The 659-nt window shown below is 66.5% G+C and carries 2 protein-coding genes; both read left to right on the forward strand.

Annotated features, from left to right (window positions below):
* Positions 1–309, forward strand: a 309-nt coding sequence (locus tag FK530_RS24635; protein WP_146489446.1) for a DUF881 domain-containing protein, incomplete at its 5' end; no start/stop codon positions are given.
* Positions 310–406: 97 nt separating this feature from the next.
* Positions 407–659 (forward strand): FHA domain-containing protein (locus FK530_RS24640; protein ID WP_146489447.1); only part of this gene is annotated, 253 nt, incomplete at its 3' end.

Below are 659 nucleotides of genomic sequence, written 5' to 3' on the forward strand. Positions count from 1 at the left end.
CTGACACTCGGTGAGTTGCGCAATGCCGGATCGGAGGCCATCGCGCTCAATGGGGTGCGTCTGACCTCCCGTACCTGGTTCTCCTCAGGGGAGGACGGAATCATCGTGGACTCCACGCCGATCACGAGCCCCTACACGTGGCAGGTCATCGGCGACTCCCAGACGATCGCGCCCGCGCTTGAGATCTCCGCCGGTGCTGCCTCCCAGATGAGGGCCCGGGGGGCCCAGGTCGAGGTGGAGCCCGCGCAGGACGTGGTCATCGATGCCGTGGTGCAGCCCTCCAGCCCGCGTTTCGCCCAGGTGGAGTGACGGTGCGGGCATGGTCATGACACCGCATGGGCCGCAAGTCACTACACTGGACCCATCCTGACATCCGTAGACATCGCAAGACCCTGGGGAGGGACGAATGGAACCTCAGAAGGACATTGATCCCACGGCGACATCAATCCTGGGGGTCCCTGTCCCCGACGAGGTCGACGCGTCCGTGCCCATGCCGTTGTCGGCGCGGGATCGTGACGCGGTCGATGCCCTGCCGGCGGGCTCCGCCCTCCTCATCGTCCAGCGCGGCCCGAACTCCGGTGCGCGCTTCCTGTTGGATCCCGAGGTCACCAACGCGGGTCGCTCGCCCAAGTCCGACATCTTCCTCGACGATGTGACGG

Origin of the sequence: Tsukamurella conjunctivitidis (assembly GCF_007858475.1) — a bacterium.
In the GTDB taxonomy this organism is placed as follows: domain Bacteria; phylum Actinomycetota; class Actinomycetes; order Mycobacteriales; family Mycobacteriaceae; genus Tsukamurella; species Tsukamurella conjunctivitidis.